At 36.9% G+C, this 21,527-nt stretch carries 23 protein-coding genes and 1 riboswitch; of the genes, 8 read left to right on the top strand and 15 right to left on the bottom strand.

Going from position 1 to position 21,527, the window contains the following annotated elements; genetic code table 11:
- Nucleotides 1-124: 124 nt before the first annotated feature.
- On the bottom strand, nucleotides 125-1,579 hold the full coding sequence (locus tag PN450_RS08155) for a sensor histidine kinase (RefSeq protein WP_271835960.1): 1,455 nt from the start codon (nucleotides 1,577-1,579) through the stop codon (nucleotides 125-127).
- Between the two features lie 152 nt (nucleotides 1,580-1,731).
- On the opposite strand from PN450_RS08155, the gene PN450_RS08150 reads away from it, so the two are divergent.
- The 3 genes from PN450_RS08150 to PN450_RS08140 all read left to right on the top strand — a co-directional run bounded on the left by PN450_RS08150 (nucleotide 1,732) and on the right by PN450_RS08140 (nucleotide 3,171).
- Nucleotides 1,732-1,908 (top strand): hypothetical protein, encoded by a 177-nt coding sequence (locus PN450_RS08150; protein ID WP_271835959.1) that lies wholly within the window; start codon nucleotides 1,732-1,734, stop codon nucleotides 1,906-1,908.
- A 222-nt stretch (nucleotides 1,909-2,130) separates the two neighbouring features.
- Nucleotides 2,131-2,550, top strand: coding sequence for a BON domain-containing protein (locus PN450_RS08145; RefSeq protein WP_168695353.1), 420 nt, complete (start codon nucleotides 2,131-2,133; stop codon nucleotides 2,548-2,550).
- A gap of 165 nt (nucleotides 2,551-2,715) precedes the next feature.
- Nucleotides 2,716-3,171 (top strand): cupin domain-containing protein, encoded by a 456-nt coding sequence (locus PN450_RS08140; protein WP_271835958.1) that lies wholly within the window; start codon nucleotides 2,716-2,718, stop codon nucleotides 3,169-3,171.
- Here PN450_RS08140 and PN450_RS08135 read toward each other — a convergent pair.
- The 3 genes from PN450_RS08135 to PN450_RS08125 are packed head-to-tail and all read right to left on the bottom strand — an operon-like array spanning nucleotide 3,168 to nucleotide 4,642.
- Complete coding sequence (locus PN450_RS08135; RefSeq protein ID WP_168695351.1) at nucleotides 3,168-3,320, bottom strand: hypothetical protein; 153 nt, start codon at nucleotides 3,318-3,320, stop codon at nucleotides 3,168-3,170. The two genes, PN450_RS08140 and PN450_RS08135, sit on opposite strands and share 4 nt — an antisense overlap.
- Nucleotides 3,321-3,338: 18 nt before the next feature.
- Nucleotides 3,339-4,145, bottom strand: a complete 807-nt coding sequence (locus PN450_RS08130; RefSeq protein WP_168695350.1) for an SDR family oxidoreductase — start codon at nucleotides 4,143-4,145, stop codon at nucleotides 3,339-3,341.
- Between the two features lie 29 nt (nucleotides 4,146-4,174).
- Nucleotides 4,175-4,642: a hypothetical protein gene (locus tag PN450_RS08125; protein ID WP_271835957.1), complete on the bottom strand. Its 468-nt coding sequence runs from the start codon at nucleotides 4,640-4,642 to the stop codon at nucleotides 4,175-4,177.
- Nucleotides 4,643-4,732: 90 nt separating this feature from the next.
- Between PN450_RS08125 and corA the strand changes: the two genes are divergently transcribed.
- Nucleotides 4,733-5,884 carry a magnesium/cobalt transporter CorA gene (gene corA / locus PN450_RS08120; RefSeq protein ID WP_148766134.1) on the top strand — a complete coding sequence of 384 codons (1,152 nt, stop codon included), beginning with the start codon at nucleotides 4,733-4,735 and terminating at the stop codon, nucleotides 5,882-5,884.
- A gap of 561 nt (nucleotides 5,885-6,445) precedes the next feature.
- Here the strand turns inward: corA and PN450_RS08115 are convergent.
- On the bottom strand, nucleotides 6,446-7,090 hold the full coding sequence (locus PN450_RS08115; RefSeq protein ID WP_271835961.1) for a universal stress protein: 645 nt from the start codon (nucleotides 7,088-7,090) through the stop codon (nucleotides 6,446-6,448).
- A 155-nt stretch (nucleotides 7,091-7,245) separates the two neighbouring features.
- Nucleotides 7,246-7,361: riboswitch (cyclic di-AMP (ydaO/yuaA leader) on the bottom strand.
- A gap of 920 nt (nucleotides 7,362-8,281) precedes the next feature.
- Here PN450_RS08115 and hemE point away from each other — a divergent pair.
- The 3 genes from hemE to PN450_RS08100 all read left to right on the top strand — a co-directional run bounded on the left by hemE (nucleotide 8,282) and on the right by PN450_RS08100 (nucleotide 11,092).
- Nucleotides 8,282-9,334 (top strand): uroporphyrinogen decarboxylase, encoded by a 1,053-nt coding sequence (gene hemE, locus PN450_RS08110; protein ID WP_271835956.1) that lies wholly within the window; start codon nucleotides 8,282-8,284, stop codon nucleotides 9,332-9,334.
- A gap of 576 nt (nucleotides 9,335-9,910) precedes the next feature.
- Entirely contained in the window at nucleotides 9,911-10,867 is a 957-nt protein-coding gene (locus PN450_RS08105; RefSeq protein ID WP_271835955.1) for an NAD-dependent epimerase/dehydratase family protein, read from the top strand.
- A gap of 63 nt (nucleotides 10,868-10,930) precedes the next feature.
- Nucleotides 10,931-11,092 carry a hypothetical protein gene (locus PN450_RS08100; protein ID WP_271835954.1) on the top strand — a complete coding sequence of 54 codons (162 nt, stop codon included), beginning with the start codon at nucleotides 10,931-10,933 and terminating at the stop codon, nucleotides 11,090-11,092.
- Nucleotides 11,093-11,123: 31 nt separating this feature from the next.
- On the opposite strand, the gene PN450_RS08095 is transcribed toward PN450_RS08100, so the two are convergent.
- The 6 genes from PN450_RS08095 to PN450_RS08070 form a co-directional block, all read right to left on the bottom strand.
- A complete protein-coding gene (locus PN450_RS08095) occupies nucleotides 11,124-11,261 on the bottom strand; it encodes a hypothetical protein (RefSeq protein WP_233467005.1) in 138 nt (45 codons plus the stop codon).
- Entirely contained in the window at nucleotides 11,258-11,602 is a 345-nt protein-coding gene (locus PN450_RS08090; protein WP_148766128.1) for a nucleotidyltransferase domain-containing protein, read from the bottom strand. The genes PN450_RS08095 and PN450_RS08090 overlap by 4 nt, the downstream gene beginning before the upstream one ends.
- A 238-nt stretch (nucleotides 11,603-11,840) precedes the next feature.
- Nucleotides 11,841-12,431 (bottom strand): hypothetical protein, encoded by a 591-nt coding sequence (locus PN450_RS08085; RefSeq protein ID WP_168694767.1) that lies wholly within the window; start codon nucleotides 12,429-12,431, stop codon nucleotides 11,841-11,843.
- Nucleotides 12,432-12,499: 68 nt separating this feature from the next.
- On the bottom strand, nucleotides 12,500-12,874 hold the full coding sequence (locus PN450_RS08080) for a DUF5615 family PIN-like protein (protein WP_271835953.1): 375 nt from the start codon (nucleotides 12,872-12,874) through the stop codon (nucleotides 12,500-12,502).
- On the bottom strand, nucleotides 12,871-13,104 hold the full coding sequence (locus PN450_RS08075; RefSeq protein ID WP_148766122.1) for a DUF433 domain-containing protein: 234 nt from the start codon (nucleotides 13,102-13,104) through the stop codon (nucleotides 12,871-12,873). Before PN450_RS08075 ends, PN450_RS08080 begins: the two co-directional genes overlap by 4 nt.
- A gap of 79 nt (nucleotides 13,105-13,183) precedes the next feature.
- The gene (locus tag PN450_RS08070) at nucleotides 13,184-13,501 is read right to left on the bottom strand and encodes a S1 RNA-binding domain-containing protein (protein ID WP_148766120.1); all 318 of its coding nucleotides are present in this window, start codon (nucleotides 13,499-13,501) and stop codon (nucleotides 13,184-13,186) included.
- 322 nt (nucleotides 13,502-13,823) lie between these two features.
- Between PN450_RS08070 and PN450_RS08065 the strand changes: the two genes are divergently transcribed.
- The gene (locus PN450_RS08065) at nucleotides 13,824-15,407 is read left to right on the top strand and encodes a B12-binding domain-containing radical SAM protein (protein ID WP_271835952.1); all 1,584 of its coding nucleotides are present in this window, start codon (nucleotides 13,824-13,826) and stop codon (nucleotides 15,405-15,407) included.
- A 39-nt stretch (nucleotides 15,408-15,446) separates the two neighbouring features.
- Here PN450_RS08065 and PN450_RS08060 read toward each other — a convergent pair whose 3' ends face one another.
- The 4 genes from PN450_RS08060 to PN450_RS08045 form a co-directional block, all read right to left on the bottom strand.
- Nucleotides 15,447-16,610, bottom strand: coding sequence for a hybrid sensor histidine kinase/response regulator (locus PN450_RS08060; protein WP_271835951.1), 1,164 nt, complete (start codon nucleotides 16,608-16,610; stop codon nucleotides 15,447-15,449).
- 91 nt (nucleotides 16,611-16,701) lie between these two features.
- Nucleotides 16,702-17,142: a response regulator gene (locus PN450_RS08055; RefSeq protein WP_213710722.1), complete on the bottom strand. Its 441-nt coding sequence runs from the start codon at nucleotides 17,140-17,142 to the stop codon at nucleotides 16,702-16,704.
- Nucleotides 17,087-19,396 (bottom strand): sensor histidine kinase, encoded by a 2,310-nt coding sequence (locus PN450_RS08050; RefSeq protein WP_271835950.1) that lies wholly within the window; start codon nucleotides 19,394-19,396, stop codon nucleotides 17,087-17,089. The genes PN450_RS08055 and PN450_RS08050 overlap by 56 nt, the downstream gene beginning before the upstream one ends.
- Before the next feature lie 462 nt (nucleotides 19,397-19,858).
- The gene (locus PN450_RS08045) at nucleotides 19,859-21,346 is read right to left on the bottom strand and encodes a dolichyl-phosphate-mannose--protein mannosyltransferase (RefSeq protein ID WP_271835949.1); all 1,488 of its coding nucleotides are present in this window, start codon (nucleotides 21,344-21,346) and stop codon (nucleotides 19,859-19,861) included.
- Between the last annotated feature and the right edge of the window lie 181 nt (nucleotides 21,347-21,527).

Raw genomic sequence — 21,527 nt, 5'->3', positions numbered from 1 at the left:
GGTCTCTATTTGTTTTTCGGCTGGTGGTCATGGCTAGTTTTAATTCGCTCAATTGCTTGTCTATATTGAGTTTCCCATGATTATTGACCTCTGCAAATACCCCCTTGACAATTTCCCCTTTTCCTTAACTTGTCACCAATGCTTGATGACCGACTTCCAAAGGTAAGAAAATTGTTAATACTTCCCCATTTTGAGGGCGTTGACGCACAATCAACTTTCCACCAATTGCTTGAAATAAATGCTTAGTTGCTGCCATATTTAAACTAATTGCCCCTGTTTCCGGCTGAAACATTAATAATTGACCTAAAGATCTACGAATTGGTGGTGTTGTTGTATAGCCTTTATCTTGACAATCAAACTGAGGAGATAATTGCAATTTTAGCTGATCACCAGCAGTCATTACTTGCACCTGAATACAACTACCAGCAGGTAAACTGCGAGTAAAATTCTCTATTAAACCAGTAAGTACCCGGTCTAACATCGCCGGATTACTAACCACCGTGGGGAATTGCTTCGGTAAAACCACATTTAAAGTTAAATTACGCCGAGTTGCTGCTTGTTGCCAACGGGGAATACTTTGCAGTAAAATATCCTCTAAACACATTGGGGTCAAGTGTGAATTAGCCAATTTTAAAGGTTGTGATAAATTCTCTAATTCTGCTGCTTTAAATAATAACTCCATCCGGTCAATTTGCTCAGTACATTCATGATCAATAACTTCTAAACGACTGATCACATTCCCCGGCAAATCCTGCCGTTTTAATAGTAACCGTGTCATCATCCGAATAGTTGTCAATGGAGTACGAACTTCATGGGCAAAGGCTTGGAGTAATTCTATGTCAGAACGAGATGGAGATTTTGGCAGTGGAGTTGGTGAATGAAAATGTGATGAAGTATGTGTAACTGGATTATTTTCTGTAATTGTTAATTCTTGAAGTAATAACTGACTAAATTGAATTATAGTGTGATAATCTGGTGCAACCAAAGGATAGTTTTGTACCTGAATATCTAAATCAGCAAACAATTCTGGATTAGTTAAAACTACCCTAGCACCTAAAGATTGCCAAGCTTTTTTTACTATTTCCGGTTCAAAGGAAAACAAAAACTCTTTTTTACCATTTTGATGTTCCCCCAAAACCAAAACTAATCTAAATTTATCTGTAAACACCAAACAAAACTGTTCCGCACCCAAAGGATCAGCCGGTAATAAAGGTAAGATAGATTCTTGAAAAGTAGTATTATCGGAAGTATTTGTTTCTATATTATTTATATTCCGCGCCATTTCTGATGGCATAATGAATGGCATCAACGCCAAAGGGTTAAAAGGTCTGGCTGTAAAAGTTACCGTTTGTAACCGTTGTGTTAGTTGGGGGTGACTAAATAAAGGTGCAGGTGCGGCTAATACCAAACCTGGAGTAGTATCAGGTGAAGTTGCAGCTAAAGTTTTCAACAGCAAGTTTTCCGTGGCTGCGAGACTGACACGCCATTGCTGTTCTGCTTTAGCCGAGGAACACTCAGCAAGATGAGATTGATTTTCAGATAAAACTTCCTTGAGACTTGGCAAAATCCATTCGTACACAGGTTTTCACCTCTTGATTGCTTCAGCAGCTAATGGTGGCTATATTAGACATTTGCAGACTATATCTACGAGATTATCGTCATTAGTGTGAAGATAGAAAGTGGTATAACCGAACAATTCAGGTGCAATATCCTCTCTTTGTCAGTTGTCAGTTGTCAGTTGTCAGTTGTCATTGGGAAGAAATATTCCCCCACTTCCCCCACTTCCCCCACTTCCCCCACTTCCTCCACTTCCCCCACTTCCCAGTCCCCAGTCCCCAATTATCAATCCCAAAAAAGATGCGGCTGAGTCTCTATGATAGAGAATATAGAGATAGTGGCTATCAGTGAGCATCAAACCGTCAATATTCTATAGCCATGAGTACAATTAAATTGGCTCTTTTCAATAAAAGCGTTTTAATTTAGTTATTGGAAAGTTGTCATATTGTCAGTTATCCAGGTATTTGGTTTATGACTTTTGGGTGTAGCAATTTAATTCTTTTTTAAGATTTGCTCCTGGGCATCACTCACAGTAAAATCCATCACTTCAAGTATTCAATTTTGGAAATCAACATGAAAAAGCTCATTCCTTTTCTCGTTAGTAGCGTTTTATTAGCTGGTATGGTTGGTTGTCAAGAAGCACCAAAAACAGGTTCAGAAACTACTGGTACTACCAGTGAAACTCCTGCTGTACCAGCCAAACCCGCTTCTGATACGACGCGGATTATAGATAATTCTACTGCAACTCCTACTGCAACTCCTTCTGCAACTTCTACATCTACAACCGACTTAAAAACTGAAATTAGCAAAAAACTAAAAGCCAGTTTACCTGAGAATAAGTTGGAAGTAGTCAACAAAAATGGGGCAATTATCCTTAAAGGAACAGCAACTTCTCAGCAAGAAATCACACAAGCTGAAACTTTAATCAAGGAAGTAGCTGGTGTGAAAAGTGTCAAAGTAGAAGCTAAAGTGAAGACAGAGAAAAAACCTTAGTCATTCTATTTTATCCCATTGGGATAGTGAATTGGTTTTGCAATCATCTATTTTTCAAATGGGTATAACTTGAGATTAAAATCTATCAGGGCTTACTTTAGTTAGTAAGTCCTGTTTTTGGGGATTTTCTACCCATTTCTTCATCACCAATTACCCATTAAAAATATGTACGATACTAGTTGTGTAATTCCCATTATTAAATCTCCCAAAGATTATCAAGCATATCGAATTAGTCCCCGTGACTCTAACCGATTAGCAATTATCTTTGATTCTGCCAGTGCTAATACTTCTTTAACTTGTTGTGTGGAAATCTTTGATGTTGGTGGACAAACACCACCAAATCGGCATCAATGGGCTGTAGAAATGTTTTTTATCCTTAAAGGAGAAGGCATTGCAATTTGTGATGGGAAAACAGTAAATATCAAAGCTGGAGATAGTTTGTTAGTACCACCAACAGGGACACATTTAATTAAAAATACTGGTAAAAATCGTCTTTATGCCTTAACAATTATGGTTCCTGATGAGGATTTTTCAGAACTAATTCGCAGTGGTATTCCTGTGGAATTAGATGCTGAAGATATGACTATTCTGGGAAGATTAGATTCTTTGAAGTTTTTTTAAGTAAGTAGGTAGACGGGAAAAATTGTTGTTATGGCAAGGGAACTTAATTCTTGGGAAATTTTGGCATTGGGATATACAGCACTTTCCGGTGTTATGAGATACATATCCAGCGGGCAAGATGCCCGCACTACAAAAGTTTCATAATTCATGTTTTTTTGCTCTCTTTTTTATAATTGTGAAAAAAGATTTTGCCAATCAATGATAGTCGGTCTATCTCCTTGATTGACTATTTCAAAAACTTTGTTAATAGAATTTTGATAAAATAAACTTTCTACACAAGTTGCAGCTACATCAATTCGGCTAGTATCACCGGAAATTGTATCTCCTTTTCCAAAAATGACGTTTAATTTACCTTCACTTGTGGCTTTGAGTAGGGTATTGAGATCATAGGATGTATAAGGGCCATCGGTTAAACGTCCGGGACGAATGATAGTATAAGGGATTCCCGAATTAATAATGGCTTGTTCTCCTTTTTCTTTAGCATCAAGTACACCAAAAAGATTCAAAATATTAAAAGGAAATTGATGTTTACGGAGAATTCCGCAGGAAGAAACAAACACGAAGCGGTTTAAGTTTTTTGGTGCTGCGGAGATCAGATTAATTACACCTTGAGTATCAACTTTAGTCGGGGTATTTTTCGCTTTGTCTTCTAGAAATTGGGGATTAAATGCAGTTATTACCAATTCGATCATATTGGGGGTTTGATTAAATTCCCATCTTGCGGAGGGAAAAGCGGTAGTTCCTGTACAACAAATAATGGCGGTAATATTTGCCATTGCTGCTGTCAATGTGCTGGGTTTACAGATATCACCAATTGCAATTTCTACTTTGTTATTAAACATTTTTGTGGCTTTTTCGGCATTCCTGGTGAGAATACGAACTGGTAAGCCTTTTTCTAATAGTTTACTAACTACAAGTTGTCCAACTCCACCGGTAGAACCAACAACTAAGATCAGATTTTCACTAGTATTCATAAATGGAAGATCTCTGGAATAGGGTATATTTAATCTACAATAATTTTGGTTTTACCTTTATGTCCATGAATTAAGGCAATTTGTTCCCATCCTTGAGTATACCAGGCTGTGGATTTAGGTACTTTCAACCATTGCATAACTGCAATATTAGCAGAATGTTGACTAATATATTGATGGAAAAGTTGAAAATAACATCCTATGGCAACTATACCAGAAATGTTGATACCTGTTACATCTTGATCCCTTACTAGTTTAAAACTTTGGAGATGATAATTATTTCGTGAGTTTTCCCCAAATACTAATTTTCTCCCTCTTTGATTTTGCAGTTGTTGAAAAGATGGTAGAGATGGAAAGGTGGCATAACTGGAATGTGGTAAAATTCTAGCAATCGCTACTTGTCCATCTGGTAAAATAAAACCACCACCTATAATCTGCTGCAATGGTTTTGCTTCAGGTTCAATTAACCAAAATGTTTGCTGATTTGGTTGCATAAGCATATTTTTCTGCTTTTTATATCGGGATAAATTAGAAGTATTATATGATATGCGTTAAGATTTAAATCAGTAATATCTAGAGACTTAAAATTTATGGTTAAGAAAATTCGCCGAGTTTCCAAAGTTATCCACAAGTCACGCGATAAAGAATTTTTTCACCAAGCAGGAACTCCACCAGGAACAATCATTGTTGATGAAAATGCTGAACAACCAATTATTTTTCTGATTGACTATAACCAAACTCAACTGATTCAGAAACAAATAAGTTATCCAGAAGAATGTCTTAATTATTTGGATACAGAATCCGTTTCTTGGGTAGATGTTCAAGGTTTAGGTAGTACAGATATTTTGCATCGTTTAGGTCAAACTTTTGATTTACATACTCTAATTTTAGAAGATATTGTCAACATGGTAGAACGACCAAAAATCGAGGATTATGAAGAGCAATTAGTGATTATTGCCCACATGGTTGTACCTAATCATAATAATGGCGGTTTCTATAGTGAACAAGTGAGTTTAGTTTTAGGTAAATATTATGTTTTGACAGTGCAAGAAGAACCAGAACATGATTGTTTTGATGGGGTGAGAATGAGAATTAATAAGAATAAAGGTATTATCCGCAGACAAAATAGTGATTACTTGGCTTATTCTTTATTAGACGCAATTATTGATGGATTTTTCCCAGTTTTAGAACTGTATGGGGAAAGAATTGATGATTTAGAGGAGGAAGTAATCGTTAATCCTAGTCAACAAACATTGCAAAAAATATATCAAATTCGGCGGGAATTATTACAACTACGTCGTGCAATTTGGCCACAAAGAGATGCAATTAATTCTTTAATTAGAGATGGTAGTGAATTAATTAGTGATGATGTGAGAATTTATCTAAGAGACTGTTATGATCATGCAGTCCAAGTGATGGATATAGTGGAAACTTATCGAGAATTAGTGGCTGGTTTAATGGATGTTTATTTATCAGCAATTAGCAATAAAATGAATGAAATCATGAAACTGCTGACGGTGGTTTCTTCTATTTTTATTCCTTTGACTTTTATTGCTGGGGTATATGGGATGAATTTCAATACCGAAAAATCACCCCACAATATGCCGGAATTAAATTGGTATTGGGGCTACCCGCTATGTTTAGGAGTAATGGCGTTAGTGGCAATCAGTTTACTATACTTTTTTTGGCGACGGGGTTGGTTGACTAATTCTGTTAATTTTCAAAAAGATATTCATCGCTAAATTTGATAAAATAGAGACGTTTGATTAAACATCTCTAAGTGGTGAATGCAATTAAATAACAGGGGCTGCTGTAAATATAAACCACAGCAACAATGCTAGAACTAAAACACCAATTTTCACAAGCAGATACGTATAAGCATGAGGGATCAGCAAATTTTGGGTTGTCATATTCCACCTCTACCTACTAGTGCTTAACTAGTTATTTAACAAAAGGAGTATTTTTCTCAATACCTTTGGCATTTTTGTTACGAATCAAGGCTTTTTCCAATTTGGTGAAGGTATTGTTTATTAACTCCATTCTCTTATGTTCCTATTATCGCTTAAAAATTGGCTAGTACCGCAGGGCAGAATTAAAAATTAATAATTAAAAAGGAGACGATACAGGCTTTTTAAGTATTTTTAATTATTTTTAATTATGAAAAAACTCAGTACAAATATTTGTGCGCCGGAAAGTGCTGTAAGTAGCAAGTTTTGGGTGAAGATTTAGACCCCACCCTCTTGCCAGTTCTTTGTTTCCTCTGTAAGAATGGAATTTCAAATTACTGTAATTGAAAACCGAGATTATTCATCAATACAATTAGGAATACCTAAAACTGCACAAGGAAAATTATGACCTAGTGTTTCAATCAGCGGATGATTGATAGATTTGCAGCCTAAAAATAGAATATCAGCAGTTTCTAATTTCACAACCTGATTAAGTTCTTTAACAATGTTACCAAACCGTAAATGAGATTTAAATGAACCCTGCCATTCTTCGGCTAAAGTTTTTGCTTGCCAAAGAATTCTATCTGCTTCCTGGAGATAAGTTCTCGATTCTCTTTCTAACTGCGGTAAAATTGCTGTTCTTTTGGGTTGGTTTAATCGCAACGTGACTGGCTTTGATATATTACTTAATTGGCATTCTAATTGAGCTTTATTATCAGCAACATTGAATATATCAACATACTGATAATTGCAGTTTTCTTCTACTACATAAACAGCTTGAACTGTAACTTGCGAGTTAGTTGCTAAACTCGTTTGGTAGGCAATCCAACAGGCAATATCTAGGGCTGTATGACTTTGAGGTGAACCATTATAGCCGACAATTAAGTTAGCTGATTTTGTCTGGGAACCTCTTTTAGCAAATGATTTTTGAGTCTCTGGTAATAGCACCATTTGTTCAATTAAGTCATCACGACCTATCGCACTTTGCAAACGTGCCAACATTGTTTTGATTTTCACAGTTTTAACTTCTCTCCCTTGAAACGATTAACCAACGAGAAGCAGGGATAACAATTTTAGATATTAGATTTATCTTAAATCCAAAATCCGCAATTGATTAAGGAAGCCCCAATCATAACTGGTGTTACAGCCAAAGTTTTGGAGGTTCCTTCCATTGCCGACGGAGTTAGCTGACGGGCTAAGACTGGAAGGTGTCTCTCATAAGATTAGCCCCAAATACTTGGTTCCTCCGCTTCAAATTCAGCTTTCATGAATTTGGATTAGGCTACCCACTAAAAATATAGTAATACTATTACACTAGGTTTAGATAAAGTCAAGTTTAAGAATATTGAGGATATGCTTGTAGTGAGCAGCTTAATTACTGATTTCCCCTATTTTCTCTAATATTTAATGATTTAAACTACTTCAACTTAGCAAAAATTTAGAAGTCAGAATTTAGCCATAATTCATTGTTAAACTATGTTTAATGGCTATTTACCAAAGTTTAGGAAAAATTAACTTCTGGTTTTATCCCTCTGCTACTGTGTTCATCATACTTATTGGTTGTTACTGTTAAGCTTATCATTAGCTAGTAGTCTGTCAAATTTATTTTGACGGGTTTTTGGTAGTGCGGGCCGAAAAGCCCGCGTGAGCGAGACGCTCACACTACAGTCCATCATTTTTATCTTGACAAACTACTAGTGTTTGTTAACAATGCTAATTTTTGCAGAGTCATTAGCATTTTTTAGCACTTCGTTTACTAATAACTTGATATATGCTGATTTAATTTCGCGTAAAGACGCTAAGAATAATTTTACATCTTTGTTTGAAATCAATAATCATCAATAACATCAGAACGGTGGGGGAGTTATTGACGCAGTAATTTTTCTTTTTTGAAATTTAAAAAATTGTGCATTTTATGTTTATCTCATTTATGAATTGAATAAAAGAGCAGCTAAGATACCCAACCAATAAGATAATAACCAACGCTTGTGTGTTAGAATCATAATCCAGTTCCCTAGTTGTAAAAATTTTCAAATCTACAATTCCAGATTCCAGATTTGAAAAGAAAATCGTAACGTTTTGTTAAGTTAAGTCAAGCAACCTTAAGACCTGTATAGATAGGCAGATCAAGGGGAATCGGAGGATGGTAAGCTATATGGTGAAATATAAAAGTGACTTAGGACGAAGTGTTAAATGGGTGTTTCCTTAACGGCTCCTCTCCTCCTTAGGGCCGCTCGTGGTGAACAAGTAGATCGTCCCCCTGTATGGATGATGCGACAAGCGGGACGCTATATGCAAGCATACCGGGATTTGCGGGACAAATATCCTTCATTCCGCGATCGCTCGGAAATTCCCGAAGTAGCAATCGAAGTTTCCCTCCAACCCTGGAGAGCTTTCCAACCCGACGGAGTAATTTTGTTTTCCGATATTGTCACCCCCTTACCAGGAATGGGGATTGAGATGGATATTGCGGAAGGGAAGGGACCGATTATTTATTCGCCCATACGCACTCAAGAACAAATTGAACAACTGCGTCCTCTAGAACCAGAAGCAGCACTGCCGTTTATCAGAACGATTTTGCAAGCATTACGGCAGGAAGTAGGCAATCAATCAACGGTGTTAGGCTTTGTTGGCGCACCTTGGACTTTAGCAGCTTATGCGGTGGAAGGTAAGGGTTCTAAAACCTATTCCATCATCAAAAACATGGCCTTCTCAGATCCGACAATTCTCCATCAGCTACTCACAAAATTAGCAGATTCTATTGCTGATTATGTCCGCTATCAAATTGATTGTGGCGCTCAAGTAGTACAAATGTTCGATTCTTGGGCAGGACAATTAAGCCCTCAAGATTATGATACCTTTGCGCTACCTTATCAAAAAATGGTGTTTGAAAAGGTCAAAGCAACTCATCCTGACACACCATTAATTTTGTTGGTGACAGGTAGTGCGGGACTTTTAGAAAGAATGGCTACCTCTGGTGCTGATATTATTACTGTAGATTGGACAGTAGATATGGCGGATGCTAGAGCCAGATTAGGTAAGCACGTAAAAGTACAGGGTAATCTTGATCCGGGTGTGTTATTTGGTTCTAAGGAATTTATCCGCGAGCGTGTTTTGGACACCGTTCGCAAAGCCGGCAACTGGGGACATATCCTCAATCTCGGCCATGGTGTACTTCCAGAAACACCAGAAGAAAATGTGGCTTTCTTCTTTGAAACCGCGAAAAACCTCAACGCTTTGGTTTAGTTTTTTGGGTGGGTTTTTTGCCCACCTGATTTTTATTAAACGCAAATGAGGAAATAACGAACCACTCCAGGCACAGAGGACACAGAGAGAAATTTCTGTTATTTCTGAATAGGTTAACAGTAACATCCTGTACATCCTTAAATCCTGGACATCCTGATTCTGACTAAGTAGGTTAGCATTGAAAATCGTCGTTATGGCAAGGCAAGAGGCAAGAGGCGATTTTACTTTTCGTTACATATTACTCTTCGAGAAGCCGCTCCGCGTCTACGGTTTTTTTCCGTTCACCTAATTAAATATTTTTCTGTAATCTTTAGATTTTACAGTCCTTGACGCATAGACTCACCACCAAGGCTTTACTGTAATTTTACCCTAATTAATCAAGATTTACGCAAAATCTCTCAAAACCTCATTTCTCTGCGTCCTCTGTGTCTCTGCGGTTCGTTTCCAAAAAATATATTCAGTTAACTAACACCCAGATCCCCGATTTCTTTAAGAAGTCGGGGATCTATCTTCTCAAATCATGCTACAATTACGCACTGACCTCAACCATCCCCAAAAACCCCAACATCCAATTTCATGACCAAAAAACGCATTTTAGTTACAGGTGCAAGTGGCTGTATCGGTCACTATATCAGTGAAGCCTTAATTGAAAACACCAATCACGAATTGTATCTACTAGTTAGAAACCCGAATAAACTCCAAGTTGATATCACAGCCCGTCCCGGTATCACCGTTCTCCAGGGTGATATGCAGGAAATTGGTAAATTCTCTAATTTACTCAAAACCATTGATATTGCCGTATTAACAGCCACTTCTTGGGGTGGTGAGGGCATTTTTGATATCAATGTCTTCAAAACTCTAGAATTAATGAGTTTGTTAAATCCTGAAAAATGTGAACAGGTAATTTATTTTTCCACTGCGAGTGTTTTGAACAACGATAATAAACCACTTAAAGAAGCGGGAGAAATTGGGACAGATTATATCCGTTCTAAATATGATTGTTTACATCAAATTGAAAAATTAGCAATTTTTCCCAAAATTACCACGGTTTTTCCTACCTTAGTATTAGGTGGTGATGATAAAAAACCCTACTCTCATCTCACATCTGGTATTCCTGAAGTTACTAACTATATTAATCTCATTCGTTTTTTACAAGCAGATAGTAGTTTTCACTTTATTCATGGTAAAGATATTGCCACAGTTATCCAATATTTAATTGATTATCCCCCACAACAGGGAGATCCACGCCGATTTGTTTTAGGACAATCAGCATTAACTGCTAATCAAGCCATTGAAGAAGTTTGTGCTTATTTAAATAAAAAGATTTATTTCCGCATTCCTCTATCTTTAGGTTTAGCCAATGTGATTATTGTTTTATTCCGCATTCAAATGGCGGCTTGGGATCGATTCTGTATGAATTATCGTCATTTTAGCTATGCTAATGCTATTAATCCTAGCAGTTTCAATTTACCAAATTACTGTGCAAAAATGAGTGATGTTTTGAAAATTAGCGGTGTAAAAGCTGGGAATTAAGCTATTTCAGACATTAGCCCTTGCAACTACTATAATGATGTTAGTGAGCTATGAGAACAAGTCATGCCTGAGCTAAAAGTTACTATCAGTGAAACCACACACAAAACCCTGCTAACAATGGTAGAGGACTCTGGTGAGACAATTCAATCAGTTTTAGATAGAGCTATTGAAAATTATCGCAGGTCTAAAGAGAAGAAGCTGCATGATTTATTTGCTAGATATTAATTAATTATTGTCTGAATCAGGATGTCCAGGATTAAAGGATTAACAGGATGAAAATAGGGATTAATTTATGATATTTTTTTAAGTTTAGGACTGACATATAAGTTAGGAGTTTTGCAGCTTCTAAACTCTGTTGGGCTTTGAGGAGGAGTTCCCGTTGTTCGTCGGTCATAGAAGAACGCCTTCTTTACGGATATTACGCAGCAAAGATCCATTGCGGGTTTGATAGTGGGTTTCGTCCATGAAAAGACAGCTAATGACAACATCATATTCTAGGGAAAGATCAGCGATCGCTTTACCTGTGCGTTTGATTTCTTCACCGGGGTTAACAGGAGGCTTCAGCACCACTAACACATCTATATCTGATCCAGGTTCTGCATCACCACGGGCTTGAGAGCCAAAAAGGGTGAGGTGTTGTAAGCGATAGCGTAAGCGCTGACTTGTCAGTTCGCCATACAGGTCAGTGAGTTCTTGTTTCAGGCGAGTGAGAATAGTTTTTAGGTTAATATTCATAGGTATGAGAGCGATACCTTAGGTAAGCTACGCTAACGCTCTCCTCTAGTTTATCTCATGCAATCGCTTGACTCGCTGAAGGTATCGCTTCCATGCAAATAAAAAAGGCAGAAGTCATGAAAGAATGAACCACGAAGGAACGAAGGAAGCGAAGGGAAGAGAGTTTTAAAGGTATTTTGCGTAATTTCTAATCATGTAACTTTACAATGAGAGCGATTAGTTGATTCTGGAAATAGGTTTATATTATTTTCCTTAACTTCACTAGCACTTCTTTTTCTAAACCTGTGGACCAACGGTATTTTTCGCCATCGTGTTTGTAGCGACTAACCTTTTCTTTGAGAGTTTCTATAGATTTGATCAGGTGTTGGACATCTTGTATAGTTTTAACATCTCTAAGGACATGAGCAGTCTTTAAGTAATAGCTTGCTATCACATCTGCTTCTTCCCGCGATGCATGATGATCTCGATGATATTTGTGGATCTTACCATCCATTTCTTCAAAATAGGACGCTAGACTTCTTACCAGGGCTAAATCTAGCTCATCTAGTTTTTTAGTTTCAGTATTAATATCTTGCTGACTTGACTTAGGAGGAACTTCTGGTTCAGAAATAAACGCGGAGGTTCGCAAAGGTTCTGAATTTTGAGATTCAGCATTACCAAGGATATATTCTAATGTTTTAACACAATCCAGAAAAGATATGATATTGCGAGCAATTACCTGCTTTGTATGGATATTAATGATTCCATAGCTAGAACCTTCATTAACTACAGCATAATCTCCCTGTACTGTAACATAAGCATTTGTATCTATTCTTTTTATGTCACTCATAGTATTTAGCAAAGTAAAGATATGACCGTTATAACATACATGATATTACAGGCATTAGTTTTAAATTGTCAACGAATTGGCAGCTTACGAATACGTACAGAGTTATCATCAACTGTCAGGGCTGAACCTTGAGTAAGTTCTTCCTCTAACTGAGGTAAAACTTCCAACAATCTTTGTGTAATCACATCAGGCTTTGCAGAAGATAACCGCAATGTCACCAAACTTGGTTGGTTATACTTACCAACAGCTATCAACATCGAAAAATCTAAGTCTTGGGTGATAATAATTCGACCTTCAACTCTTGCAAGTTCCAAAATATCTATATCAGCCGCAGTTGCAGGGAGCAAATCTGTACTCCGCAAAATTTCATAGCCCTGCAATTTTAAAGCTGCAACTGTTAGAGGGGAAATATGCACATCAGCAAGAAAGCGAAGATTATTCATGCTGAAGGAATACCTACAATTTTATCTGAAACAGTCCAAGCTGCGTAGTTAAGCGCCTGTCGAATATCTTCATCTTCTAATTCTGGATAAGCAGCTAAAACTTCCTGAACCGAAAGGTTACTAGCCAGTAATTTCAACACAAAGCCCACAGTAATCCGCATTCCTCGAATTGTTGGTTGTCCAAGGCAAACATTAGGATTAATAGTAATGCGATCTAATTGAGCCAGCACTGTGGGACTCCTGAAATATAAAAATTCTTTCTCTATTTTCACATACAACCAGGCAAATTGATAAAAAAGTCAATTAGCTTTAACTAGCTAAAGCAGGAATCTTTAAAGGTACAAGAGCTTTATGCAGTACACTAGGTTTTGCACTTAAATATACTTCCCGGCAATTACTCTCATTGTATCCAACCACAACCGCGCCTATAGTTGTACCAATTTCTGGATACATTTCTGGACTCATCCCCCCTTCATCTAAAAAGTCAGGGATTTTGATCAACCCCTTAACTGAAGAATCATCAATATTGACAAAAACGCCAAAGGGTGTATGAAATTCTACTTTTCCCAGAACAAACTGACCTAGCTTATATTTAGATTTAATATTTTCCGAACTTGTACTATCCATAAAAAATTATCTTCACCCAAGTTGCTAGTTACTCTTATCCTACTATTAAATTACCTAAATTTTTAATAACGAACCACAGAGGCACAGAGAACACAGAGAAAAAACATGAGTAATTTTGGAATGGGAAGGAAGTATCAAGTCGAGGTTTGTACAAGTGATGATACGTAATTAGTGAGAAAATCCCAGTCTTCATCCTGTAAATCCTTAAATCCTGGTCATCCTGATTCAGACATCCTCCCATACAACAGGCTTGATAAAAAAGTCAATTAGTCTGAATTTTTAGTTACAGTTAGATCACAAATAAATCGTGAGGGGTGATACTATGCGTGTTTTGCTAGTTTATCCAATATTTCCAAGCACATTTTGGTCTTATGAGAAAATTCTGGCGCTAGTTGACAGAAAGGTATTGTTACCACCTTTGGGTTTGGTGACGGTAGCGGCAATTTTGCCCCAAGAATGGGAATTTAAGCTTGTAGATCGTAACATTCGCGCCGCCACAGAAGCAGAATGGGCATGGGCAGATATGGTGATTTTCTCCGCCATGATTGTCCAAAAACAAGACTTACTGGAGCAAATTCGGGAAGCGAAAAGACGCGGTAAATTGGTGGCTTTGGGCGGTCCTTATCCTACCTCCACACCCCATGAAGTGGAAGCAGCAGGGGCAGATTACCTGATTCTTGATGAAGGGGAACTGACTTTACCCATGTTTGTGGAAGCTGTGCAACGGGGAGAAAAATCGGGAGTTTTCCGGGCTGCTGAAAAACCTGATGTCACTGGTACACCCATTCCCCGTTTTGATTTATTAGAGTTTAATGCCTATGATATGATGTCGGTGCAGTTTTCGCGGGGTTGTCCCTTCCAGTGCGAATTTTGCGACATCATTGTTTTATATGGTCGCAAACCTAGAACGAAAACTCCTGCACAACTTTTAGCCGAGTTAGATTATCTCTATGATTTAGGTTGGCGACGGGGTGTGTTTATGGTGGATGATAACTTTATTGGCAATAAGCGCAATGTGAAATTGTTGCTGAAAGAGTTAAAAGTTTGGATGGCAGATCATCAATATCCCTTCAATTTTGACACAGAAGCTTCCATTGATTTGGCACAAGACCAAGAAATGATGGAGTTGATGGTTGACTGTGGATTTAAAGCCGTATTTTTGGGGATTGAAACCCCAGACGAAGATAGTTTACAACTAACTAAGAAATTTCAAAATACTCGCAGTTCCTTAACTGAGTCGGTAGAAACCATTATTAGAACTGGACTGCGGCCAATGGCTGGGTTTATTATTGGTTTTGATGGTGAAAAAGCGGGTGCAGGCGATCGCATTGTCCGTTTTGCTGAACTTGCAGCGATTCCTTCTACTACCTTTGCCATGTTGCAAGCGTTACCCAATACCGCTTTATGGCATCGGCTGACCAAAGAAGGCAGATTGCGGGAAAATCAAGACGGGAACATCAATCAAACTACATTGATGAATTTCATTCCTACCCGTCCTCTAGAAGAATTGGCTAGAGAATATGTGGAAGCTTTCTGTGCTTTGTATGACCCTACTGCTTATTTAGATCGCACCTATCGCTGTTTTATGATGTTGGGTTCTCCCAAATGGACAGCACCAGCAAAAACACCAGAATGGGTAGTTGTCAGAGCCTTATTAATTGTAATTTGGCGACAAGGATTTAAACGACAAACTCGTTGGAAATTCTGGCATCACTTCTTTAGTATTCTCAAGCATAACCCCAAGGTAATTGAACAATACGTTTCTACCTGCGCTCACATTGAGCATTTTATGGAATATCGGCAAATTGTCCGTGATGAAATCGAAAGTCAATTAGCTGAATATTTAGCCCAAGGTGCAGAAACACCTTATGTACCTGTTAAGGAAAAAGCAGAAGCTGTAGTTTAATAATACCCAGATACCCGACTTCTTTGAGAAGTCGGGGATCTATTTTGTGATCGGCAAAGTCACGGTAAATGTTGAACCTACTCCCAGTTGACTATTGACTGTAATTTCTCCTCTGTGGGCGATAACGCACTGTTTGACGATTGTTAATCCTAAACCACTACCAGGAATGATTCCCACATTTTCTCCTCTGTGAAATGGTTGAAATAGTTGTTTTTGATCGGTTTCTGTCATCCCAATTCCCTGATCTTGAAATTTTAAAATTACGGTTTTTTCTTGTTTGATTAATTCAAATAGGACTGTACTATCGGGAGGTGAATATTTAATGGCATTATTGAGTAAATTACTGACAATATGCTTTAATAGGGTTTCATCTCCCAGGAATTCAAAACAGTTTTGGGAACTGGTAAAAATTAAATTCAACTGTTTTTCTTGGGCAAATAATTGAGATTGTTGTACTAATTCATAGCATAATTTTTCTAAGTCGAGTATATGTGGTTTGTAGAATAATTTACCTGAATCAGATTTACCAATTAATGAAGCTTCATCTAATAGATTTGATACATTTTTGATAGCAGAGCGAATCAGTTGTAAATGATTGATTTCTTCATCATTTTTCTGTCCTTGATTATGCCTTTGTAGTAATCCCGCTGCGAGAAGAATGGTATTTAAAGGGTTACGAATATCATGGGAAAGTATGGAAACAAATTCAGATTTAAGCTGATTAATTTCTCGGGATTTAAAAAGTTCCGCAGTTTTTTCTTCGACTTGAGTTTCTAATGTTTGATTAATTTGATTTAATTGTTCTAGAAATTGTTTACGTTCTATAGCATATCGTACAGAACGCACCAATGTATCTGGATTTACGTGTCTTTTGACTAGATAATCTTGCGCTCCTTGTCTCACTGCTTCAATGGCTAGTTCTTCATCATTTGTGTTAGTCAGAACTATGATGGGGTTGCTAGGATTTTGCTTGAGTAACTGGGGTATGGAAGCTAATCCTTGACTGTCAGGAAGGGTTAGATCTAACAAAATTACATCGTATTTTTCGCTGTTTAATTGGTTGATTCCGTCTTGGAGTTTTTGGACGTGAACTAAACTAAAATTTTGAGATTTTGTGAGTTTAATAAACTCTTGTAATAACCTGGCTTCTGCTAAGTTATCTTCAATTAATAGGATTTTTAATGTGGAAGTTGCGGTAATCATTTCCTGGTTTTACCTCTTGCGAGTTTTCAGTATGGTAGACTTTTTTTGGGTTAGTTATCAAGTTAGACATTGAGTAGTTTTCTTGTTATTCTCATGGTAAGGTCGCGGTAGAAAACCAAAAGTCTTCAATACCTTTGATGATTTGGAATAGCTCACTTAGATTACGAGATTTGGTAATATAGCAGTTAGCGTGTAAGTCGTAACTATGAAAAATGTCATCATCATTTTTTGAGGTTGTCAAAATGACGACAGGAATGCGTTTTAGTTGAGGATCAGATTTAATTTCTGCTAATACCTCTCTCCCATCTTTTCTGGGTAAATTCAAATCTAATAAAATTAAATCAGGGCGTTGTGCATTAGCATATTTTCCTTCTTGATGGAGGTAATTCATAGCTTCTACACCATCCCTAACTGTGACCACTTGATGAGGTAATGAACTGGTTTTTAAGGCTTCCTGAATGAGACGAACATCAGCTTTATTGTCCTCCACTAAAAAGATAATTTTGTGTGTTCCTGTCATTTCGATGCTCATGATCACAACCTCTGACGGGAATGGTAAAGTAGAAAGTTGTACCCTGACCGAGTTGGGACTCTACCCAGATTCGTCCCCGATGACATTCGATGATTTTTTTACAAATAGCCAAACCCATTCCTGTACCTGGATATTCGTCTCTAGTGTGTAAACGTTGGAAGATAATAAAAATGCGATCGCTAAATTGCGGATCTAACCCAATCCCGTTATCTTGAACTGAAAATAACCATTCATCCTCCAATCTTTTCGCACTAATATGAATCTTTGGTGGTTGACTGCTGCGGAATTTGATAGCGTTACCAATGAGGTTCAAAAATAGCTGAATTAATTGTGTTTCATCAGCCATAACTGTGGGTAAAGGATCATGGGTAATAATTGCGCCGGTTTCCCCAATGCGTTGACGTAAATTCTTCAAAGTCCGATTTAAAGCTGTTTCTACTTCCGTGACTTGAAAAGCAATTCCTAATGTATCTACTTTGGAATATGCGAGTACATCATCAATTAAGTTCTGCATCAAACTTACACCTTCGACAACATAACCAATAAACTCTTTTCCATCTGCGTCTAGTTCTGATTCATAGCGCATTTCTAAAAGTTGTACATAATTACCTACTTGATTGAGTGGTTCTTGCAAATCATGGGAAGCGACATAGGCAAATTTTTTCAATTCTGCATTAGAACGTTGTAGATCTTCAGCTAATTGGGCTAATTCATCAGCTTGACGTAAGACAATATTGATGATTGATTTTCGCAATTCTAATGCAGCTTTGATTTCTACATTTTGCCAAGGTAAAGATGTTAACTGCACTATTTCTTTCCATAAGTCAAATGATTTACGGGGACACAAACGGACATTTCCTTCAGATTGATCAACTGAAAAAGCCTGATGGGGATTTCCACCCCAATTTACAGTTTGAATGACTTCTGGTCGAAACCATAATACATAATTTTGCTTGGAAATGGGAATAGCTAATAAACCACTAGCGACATTTTTAAAGCTCATCGCGGCTGGATAAATACTAGGTAAGAAATTTGTGGAAAATACCTCATCTTTGACATTATTTCTCAGCCATTCTCCTAAAAAATTCAGTTCTTCCTCTTGAGGAGTATTACCAATCAGAGTATACTTTCCAGCAAAATAGATTGCTGCACCTTCAGCATTAGTTAAATTGAGCAGATTTATTTGATTTTTGACTAAACCATCAATAAAGTTCTCTTCTTGAGACATATATTCAACCAATAGTGATTGAACTTGTTTTAAACCTATTTGATAGTCGTAGTCTTCTGTTTCTTCCTTTCCAGAAATTTCTGAAAATATGATTCTTCCTAAAAATTCACAAGCTTTCCGTAATTCATAGGAAACGTATTTAGGTGATTGATGATGACAAGCAATTAAACCCCAAAGTTTGTGATCTTTAATTAAGGAAATTGTCAAAGATGCAGCCACGCCCATATTATGTAAATATTCTAAATGACAGGGTGCAGGACTTCTGAGAATTGAATTAGTTAAATCAATTGGTTTACCGCTAACTGGGTTAATTTTAGGAAAAAGTTCGGCTGATAATTGAACGTTTGTATCGGGGATAATTCTAATCGAGTTTTCTAAAAATAATTGTCGTGCTGGCTGAGGAATATCTGATTCTGGATAATGTAATCCTAAATAAGACTCTAAAGCATCTGTTTTTTCTTCAGCAATTACAGAACCATGGCCATCATCACTAAATTTATATAACATCACTCTGTCAAATCCGGTCATTTTGCGGATTTCTTGCACAATGATTTGACTAGAATCGCGGAGACTTTTACTTTTTTCTAAGCGATTAGCTGAGGATGTAGCTAAATGATAAAAACTTAAAAAGGGAATATTTTCTCCAGATGCAGTAGGTTCTAATTCTAAGATTAAAAACCCTTCGGAATTACGATAAAAAACTGCATCAAATACTGTATATTCATCTCCTTGTTTCTTAATCCAGATTTTGCTAGGATTAATAAAATCTAGATTTTTTTCTGATAACCAAAATTTAATTTTTTGAATTTGGTAAGGATCCAGTAGATCTTCTAATTTCTGTTGCACCATATCTTCTGGAGATATGCCAAAAGTATTAAAAGTATTTTGACTAATTTGTAATATTTGTAAATCTGGCTCTTGTAAGACTAACAAAATTCCATGCGATTGAATTTCACTAGTTAGATGTATCGCTGCTTCTTTTAAGCTAGTGATATTAATATGCTGCTGCTTGATATTGATATCCATAAAAGCCTTCCCCGATAATTTTGGAGAATAAAATATGTAGATTTCATCTTAATTCCTCACACCTCTAAAAATCACCATTGATTTAGTAGCCTTGATAGTAGCAAAGCCCATATTTCTAGTTGCCCTCACCCACTATTTTCACACAATTTAAATATCTGTTACCTAATATATAGATAAGAAATGTAAAAGAGAAGATAATCAAAGCCACAGTCTTTGTGTACATATATTAAGAAATTTCAATTTTAGGCGTTGCTGAATTGAGGTATGAAATTCCCAAATTGAACCTTTAAAACTCAAACCTCAGTGCGTCTTTGCGCCTTTGCGTGAGACTAAAATTCATACCCTTAATCAGCAACGCCCAATTTTATGTGTGGCTGCACAAAACCATGAAATTCATTCATTAATTTATCTGCGTTTATCTGCGTTTATCTGCGTTCAATCTTTCATTATTCCTACTTTTAACTAAATCCAGGAACTAAACCACATCCGCATTCTATAACCATCAGGAGACATGGGTAAACCTAGATAAATAGGCATCCAGAAAATAAAGGCAGCGACAATGATAAAAGTTATAGTCACACCTACTGCCCGAATTTGCCGATAATAACTAATTAGACATTGATCAACAAACCAAGCGATCGCTATAAATGTAAAAACAACCGCAGACATATAATGGTAGATGAAAGTACACCTTGTTACCTCCACCCAAGGGAGGAGATTAGCTCCATAATTTATGACTAAAAATAAGCCAATCCAAGTATCAATGGTGAGATTTTTCGGGATAAATAACCGCTTTTTTTCAATTATCGGCATCGTAATTGTGATGATTACCATACCAATTAAAAAGATCATTGCAGCTAAACCAAACCACCATAAAAAAGGATTCCCCATAGCATGAACATCATAAATTACTTTACCAGCACCATTAGGTAAGGGCGGTCCAAAGACAGGTAAGGAATTCTTGGTACTTTGAGCAGTTTGATAATAATAAGCCATTGGTCGAGTTAACAATGGCCATTTATACCATGCAGCGCAATAAGGATGAACGCTAGGACTATTTCCACCTAATTGCAGATGAAAGTGTAAAATTTGTTTATGAACTTCAATAAATCCATATCTTTTATCAAGTTGGAGATGAGGAATCCAAATCAGACTATAAATAACTGCCGGAATAATTCCTAAATAGGAAAACATCTGCCAAATATTTATTTTTGTCAAATTTTGCAAGGGTGATTTTATGGTATCAGTTGGGGAATTATTAGGGTGATTAAAAAAGTGTAAATAAGAAAATAATGGCACGCGAGATGTATGATCAAATGATTGCAACCAGCGAATTATCCAAGCTGCTATCCATACACCATAAGCACCAGTTAAAAACCATAAACCATTCCATTTTGTGCCAATACAAGCACCAAAACTGATTCCAGAGAGAATTAACCAAAACCACCGTTTTTGCTTTTCTAATGCTAATAATAATAACCATTGTCCGAGTAAACCAAAGATAACTATATAGACATTACTTAAAGCATAACGAGATTCTACTAAAAATAAGCCATCACAAGCTGTAAAAAATCCTGCCAATAAAGCAAACCGATGACGATAACTAAATTGATAAGTTAATAAAGTTATGACTACGGGAATTAATGAACCAGTTAGCGCATTTACCCACCGATAATTCCAAGGAGATAATAAAGAATCTGTGAGACTATTTACAGGATCTCGACCAAGGGGAATGTATTTACTAATCCAAATCCCCAACCCGATCAAATATTGGCTTAATGGTGGATGAGCATTAAAAAATGGTGTATGAGTAAGATAGTTGTTACCAAATTTGGCAAAATAAACTTCATCAAATACTAAAGTATTAAATCGGCTGATTCCCCAAAAACGTAAACTCAAGGAAAGTAGAAATATGCCTATTATGCCTAATCGAAACCAAGTTTTTTTCATGATGTTCTTGAGGTGTTTTTCGAGTTAGATCCCCGACCTCTCTAAGAGGATGTTTGAAAAGTGGTATTCCGTAATTTTCATCACATTGCTACCCCCCTTTCCCCTTGTAAAGGGGGGAAACAATAAAAATCCAGTTCCCTCCCCTTTACAAGGGGAGGGTTAGGGTGGGGTAAAAAATATT

The organism is Dolichospermum lemmermannii CS-548 (genome assembly GCF_028330815.1).
Lineage (GTDB): Bacteria > Cyanobacteriota > Cyanobacteriia > Cyanobacteriales > Nostocaceae > Dolichospermum > Dolichospermum lemmermannii.
This window is presented reverse-complemented; position numbering and strand designations above follow the sequence as displayed.

What these genes read in the sequence shown, in the direction of transcription:
- PN450_RS08070 (WP_148766120.1), bottom strand. Translation starts at nt 13,501, where the DNA reads ATGGATAGTACAAGTTCGGAAAATATTAAATCTAAATATAAGCTAGGT.
- PN450_RS08080 (WP_271835953.1), bottom strand. Translation starts at nt 12,874, where the DNA reads ATGAATAATCTTCGCTTTCTTGCTGATGTGCATATTTCCCCTCTAACA.
- PN450_RS08045 (WP_271835949.1), bottom strand. Translation starts at nt 21,346, where the DNA reads ATGAAAAAAACTTGGTTTCGATTAGGCATAATAGGCATATTTCTACTT.
- PN450_RS08065 (WP_271835952.1), top strand. Translation starts at nt 13,824, where the DNA reads ATGCGTGTTTTGCTAGTTTATCCAATATTTCCAAGCACATTTTGGTCT.
- PN450_RS08125 (WP_271835957.1), bottom strand. Translation starts at nt 4,642, where the DNA reads ATGCTTATGCAACCAAATCAGCAAACATTTTGGTTAATTGAACCTGAA.
- hemE (WP_271835956.1), top strand. Translation starts at nt 8,282, where the DNA reads ATGGGTGTTTCCTTAACGGCTCCTCTCCTCCTTAGGGCCGCTCGTGGT.
- corA (WP_148766134.1), top strand. Translation starts at nt 4,733, where the DNA reads ATGGTTAAGAAAATTCGCCGAGTTTCCAAAGTTATCCACAAGTCACGC.
- PN450_RS08060 (WP_271835951.1), bottom strand. Translation starts at nt 16,610, where the DNA reads ATGATTACCGCAACTTCCACATTAAAAATCCTATTAATTGAAGATAAC.
- PN450_RS08105 (WP_271835955.1), top strand. Translation starts at nt 9,911, where the DNA reads ATGACCAAAAAACGCATTTTAGTTACAGGTGCAAGTGGCTGTATCGGT.
- PN450_RS08100 (WP_271835954.1), top strand. Translation starts at nt 10,931, where the DNA reads ATGCCTGAGCTAAAAGTTACTATCAGTGAAACCACACACAAAACCCTG.
- PN450_RS08135 (WP_168695351.1), bottom strand. Translation starts at nt 3,320, where the DNA reads ATGAATTATGAAACTTTTGTAGTGCGGGCATCTTGCCCGCTGGATATG.
- PN450_RS08145 (WP_168695353.1), top strand. Translation starts at nt 2,131, where the DNA reads ATGAAAAAGCTCATTCCTTTTCTCGTTAGTAGCGTTTTATTAGCTGGT.
- PN450_RS08130 (WP_168695350.1), bottom strand. Translation starts at nt 4,145, where the DNA reads ATGAATACTAGTGAAAATCTGATCTTAGTTGTTGGTTCTACCGGTGGA.
- PN450_RS08055 (WP_213710722.1), bottom strand. Translation starts at nt 17,142, where the DNA reads ATGAGCATCGAAATGACAGGAACACACAAAATTATCTTTTTAGTGGAG.
- PN450_RS08085 (WP_168694767.1), bottom strand. Translation starts at nt 12,431, where the DNA reads ATGAGTGACATAAAAAGAATAGATACAAATGCTTATGTTACAGTACAG.
- PN450_RS08140 (WP_271835958.1), top strand. Translation starts at nt 2,716, where the DNA reads ATGTACGATACTAGTTGTGTAATTCCCATTATTAAATCTCCCAAAGAT.
- PN450_RS08115 (WP_271835961.1), bottom strand. Translation starts at nt 7,090, where the DNA reads ATGTTGGCACGTTTGCAAAGTGCGATAGGTCGTGATGACTTAATTGAA.
- PN450_RS08050 (WP_271835950.1), bottom strand. Translation starts at nt 19,396, where the DNA reads ATGGATATCAATATCAAGCAGCAGCATATTAATATCACTAGCTTAAAA.
- PN450_RS08095 (WP_233467005.1), bottom strand. Translation starts at nt 11,261, where the DNA reads ATGACCGACGAACAACGGGAACTCCTCCTCAAAGCCCAACAGAGTTTA.
- PN450_RS08090 (WP_148766128.1), bottom strand. Translation starts at nt 11,602, where the DNA reads ATGAATATTAACCTAAAAACTATTCTCACTCGCCTGAAACAAGAACTC.